Consider the following 4018-nt stretch of genomic DNA (forward strand, 5'->3'; position numbering starts at 1 on the left):
CGCGCTGACCCTGTCCCGGATCCCGCTCACCGACGCCAGCAGGGAGGAGGTGCTGCTCACCCAGGCACACGCCCAGTTCGGCAACCACAACGGCGGCCAGCTTGCGTTCGGTCCGGACGGATTCCTGTACTGGAGCCTCGGAGACGGCGGCGGCGCCGGTGCCAGGAGAAGGGCGAGGTACGGCGGGCAAAGGGGAAGTCGTCAATCGGGCCGTGGCGGGTCGACCAGCTCGATGCCGATGGCGACGACGCCGAGGGCTTCGCGTTCCGGGGGGTAGATCTGGCGGATGTTCGCGAGTTGCTCCTCGCGTGTGGCGCAGGGGTTGACCGAGGCGACCGACTCGTGGTCGAACATCTCGTCGAACGTGTTGTATCGGGCGATGCGGGTCACGCGGGTGAGTATCTGCTTGCCCTGGCAGCGGAATCGGATGAGCGACCCTTCCCTGATCTTGCGACGGCCGGAGTCGTTGACCCGGATCTCCGTGGTCTTGCGTCCGGTGGCGATGAGGTCGAAGTAGCGCTTGTAGATGCCCATCTCGTGGGCCCGGATGACAGCTTCCGCGGGGCGTGCGGTCATCAGGCGGCCCAGTTCCTTGACGGTGAACGAGCGGAAGAAATGCTTCGGGTCGGTCAGCAGTTCGCCGACCAGCCAGACCAGCGCGTCGACGTAGTCGTCGGTGTGGCCGGGCCAAGCGGTGGTGTCGAGCATCCAGGTTTCGACGTCGGCCGGGAGTGCGCCCGCGCCCTGCTCGCGCAGCAATGATTTGGATAGCTTCGCCCCGGTCGGGGCGAGCACCTGCGGCGTGAACACCCGGATCGGCATGCGTGCGGGTGGGGTGCCCAGCGCACCGAGGGCGCCGTCGACGAGTTGGCAGCCAAAGGTCCAGTCCCCGCCCTTCATCATCACGTGCAGGACGTTCGTGTCGCGACCTAGGGCGCGTTCCTTGACGACGTTGCGGTATAGCGTGGCCAGGTCGAGGTAGGGCTGATCGTCCTCGGGATCGGTGTGGGCCTCATATGGGCCGTGGTCGAAGCAAACCGCGGTGAAAGTGGCGCCATCCTCGTCGAGGTGGGCGAGCTTGGTGCGATCGGCGCGTTTCTCCGCCCAACCGCACTCGGGACAGGGAATCCGGATGTGGACCACACCGTGTGACGGTGCCAACCACCAGCGGATGTCCTCCAAACGTTCCAGAGTCCGCAAGAACTCGGCCCGAAAGGCCGGCGTCGCCTGCTGCTCGGTGTAGGTCTCCACCGCGTAGTCGGTGTCGGTGGCCTCCGACAGTGACTGGAAGAACGCGCGATAGTAGCCCTCGATCAGCTCCTTGATCCTGTCCTTGCCCAAGGCGTGGAAGTAGGTCAGTTGGTACGCGGTGTGCGTCTCGGGGTCGAGCACCACCTCGTAGGGCGCGTTGTCCAATGCGGCGAACCGCACAACGGTGTCGATGGAGAACTCCCGCCGGGCGATCTTCGCCAGCAGGAACGCCGCCGTCTGGACCAGGTTCGTCCCGAGATGCGGCGCGCCGTTGACCTGGGTGCCGACCACGAAGTCGATCCGCCGCGGGCGGACCGCGAGAACGCGAGGCCGTAGGAGGTCGATCGATCGGAGCAGTGCGTTGGCCAGCACGCTGTTCGGCGAGATCAGCAACGATAGCTTCTCGTTGTGAGGCAAGGAGATCACCGTCCGCGGCTGGGTCTGGGCAGGCGCAGGTTGGCGCAGATGAAGTCCAGCCGGGCGGTGGCCGAGTCGGGGGCGACGAACAGCGGCTCGTAGCCGGCGTCGTAGTACCCCTGCACGATCAGTTCGTGCACGCGGCGAATCTCGCGGTCCTTGGCCCAGACGATGTCATCCGGATCCTCGAAGGTGTCGAGCGGATCGAGCACGAAGATCGCGTCGTACCGGTACAGCCGCGTCGCCTCCTCCAACTGCGGAGCCGGGCGCAAGCCGAAGAACGCCTCCCAGCCGAAGCCATCCGGGATTCCCCTGTTGTAGAAGCGAATCCCATGCTTGTGCGAGGCGTACTCGGCGATGAACGCCTCAAGCACCTCCAGCGAGTATTCGCGGCGATCCTCGCGCCGGAGATGCCGGCCGAGCCGCTCGCGGTGCTTGCGGTAGATCTCCCGGCCGGGCTCCTCGGTCATGCACGGGATCCCGGCGGCGTGGATCGCCGCGATGAGGTCGTCCTTGCCCGAGGACGGGCCACCGGTGATCACGTAGCGGCGCGGATCACCGGTCGCCGCCGCCTCGATGGCGGCGGCCAGGGCGGAGTTCGTGGTCACGACAGCGGTCCGTTCTCCTCGAGGAGGGGTTGCTGAGCCAGGAAGCTCTCGATCCAGATGTTGCCCAGCTCGGAATCGCCGTGTAAGGCGGCCACGAGCTGCTCCCGGCTGGCTTCGCCGGCGGCGGCCTCGGTGAGCCGGGACGCCTGCGCGGAGGTCAACCGCGGCGCCCAACCTGCGAGTGACACCAGTTCGTCTACTGAGGACTCGAGCTCGGGAGCGAAGGACGTGCTGTAGCTGATCGCCTCCGCGCGGGCGGCGGCCCAGCGCCAAGCCGCGGTCGTGGCCGTATGCACTATTTCCGTCCGATCCGCGTCGAGGCTGATCAACCGCTCGACCGCGAGCAACTCGGCGCGGGCAGCATAGATCGCCGACCACAACCGGGAAAGCTGCTCCTCGTGCTCGGCGACCTCCCAGGCGAAGGGGTCGGCTGGGATCGGCTGCCGTCCGGTGGCCGGGGCCAGCCGTGGCGCGATCATCGGCGACCGCGTGAACCGGTCGGCGTCGGCCAACAACTCCCAGGCGATCTTCTCGACCAGCTTGGGCTCGACCCGCTTGCGGAAGTGATGCACCTCGTGCCCGGCCTCGGCCGCGGCCAGCTCCCGACGAACCGTCAGATTCTGCCCCGGCTCGGCCGGCGGCAGCCCGAACAAAGCCCGCGCCGCCGAGGCATAGCGCGCATCCGAGAATCGTGCCAGCAGTCCGCGCAGCGTCCCGTCCAGCGCCGCGGTGCGGCTGGCCACGTCCGCCGGGTCGACCGCCCGAGCCACGATCCCGCGCAGGTCGAGAAGCACCGCATCCACCCTGGTAGGTGCCACAGGGAGGCCCCGCCGCAGCAGCCGTCCGACCGCGGCGGCCACCTCATCCATGACTGGGCTTTTTCTGGGCATGAATTGATTCAACCACAATGCCCAGAAAAAGCCCAGCTCGAGCCTCAGGCCGCCGGCGGCACCCGCTCGAAGCCGACCAGGTGGAGCTGGCCCGGTAGGTCGTTGACCAGGTAGAGCTCGCCGGCGGTGTCCACGCCGAACGAGGTGGGTTGGGTGGGGAACTCGCCGACGCGGGCGTTGGTGTGGGTGCCGTCGGGGTTCTCGCGGACGGCCCAGGCGGTGGCGGAGCAGTAGTCGGAGGCGATGTAGGTGCCGGCGGCGAGGTCGGCGAACCGCTGGCCGCGGTAGACGTGGCCGCCGATCACCGCGCAGCCGTCGACGGAGGTCTGGTAGTGGAAGACGGGTCCGGTGTGGACGGCGCCGGTGCAGCGGTCCGGGTTGAACACCTGCGGTCCCTCCATACAGGACCAACCGTAGCTCGCGCCGCCCTGGCCGGCGGGTTGGTGGTTGACCTCCTCGAAGGTGCCCTGGCCGACGTCGGCGATCCAGAGTGATCCGTCGGCCGCGTCGAAGGAGAACCGCCACGGGTTGCGCAGGCCGTACGCCCAGATCTCGGCGCGGGCCCCGGCGACGCCGACGAACGGGTTGTCCGGCGGGACGCAGTACGGGAGACCGGCACACGCGCGGCTGACGTCGAGCCGCAGGATCTTGCCGAGCAGCGTGCCGAGATTCTGCCCGCTGGCCAACGGATCCCCGGCCCCGCCGCCGTCCCCGAGGCTCCAGTACAGGAATCCGTCCGGACCGAACGCAAGCTGGCCGCCGTTGTGGTTGCCGAACTGGGCGTGTGCCTGGGTGAGCAGCACCTCCTCCCTGCTGGCGTCGGTGAGCGGGATCCGGGACAGGGTCAGCGCG

The 4018-nt window shown here is 68.3% G+C and carries 4 protein-coding genes; all 4 read right to left on the minus strand.

The window, feature by feature from the left end:
* Nucleotides 1-201: 201 nt before the first annotated feature.
* Nucleotides 202-1431, minus strand: a complete 1230-nt coding sequence (locus VGX25_RS13845; RefSeq protein WP_326918167.1) for an ASCH domain-containing protein — start codon at nucleotides 1429-1431, stop codon at nucleotides 202-204.
* A gap of 242 nt (nucleotides 1432-1673) precedes the next feature.
* Nucleotides 1674-2276 carry an ATP-binding protein gene (locus tag VGX25_RS13850; RefSeq protein WP_326918168.1) on the minus strand — a complete coding sequence of 201 codons (603 nt, stop codon included), beginning with the start codon at nucleotides 2274-2276 and terminating at the stop codon, nucleotides 1674-1676.
* Nucleotides 2273-3070: a hypothetical protein gene (locus VGX25_RS13855; protein ID WP_326918169.1), complete on the minus strand. Its 798-nt coding sequence runs from the start codon at nucleotides 3068-3070 to the stop codon at nucleotides 2273-2275. Before VGX25_RS13855 ends, VGX25_RS13850 begins: the two co-directional genes overlap by 4 nt.
* Nucleotides 3071-3210: 140 nt before the next feature.
* On the minus strand, nucleotides 3211-4018 hold an 808-nt coding region (locus VGX25_RS13860), incomplete at its 5' end, for a PQQ-dependent sugar dehydrogenase (RefSeq protein WP_326918170.1).

It is taken from the genome of Actinophytocola sp. (assembly GCF_035942955.1).
In the GTDB taxonomy this organism is placed as follows: domain Bacteria; phylum Actinomycetota; class Actinomycetes; order Mycobacteriales; family Pseudonocardiaceae; genus DASYTH01.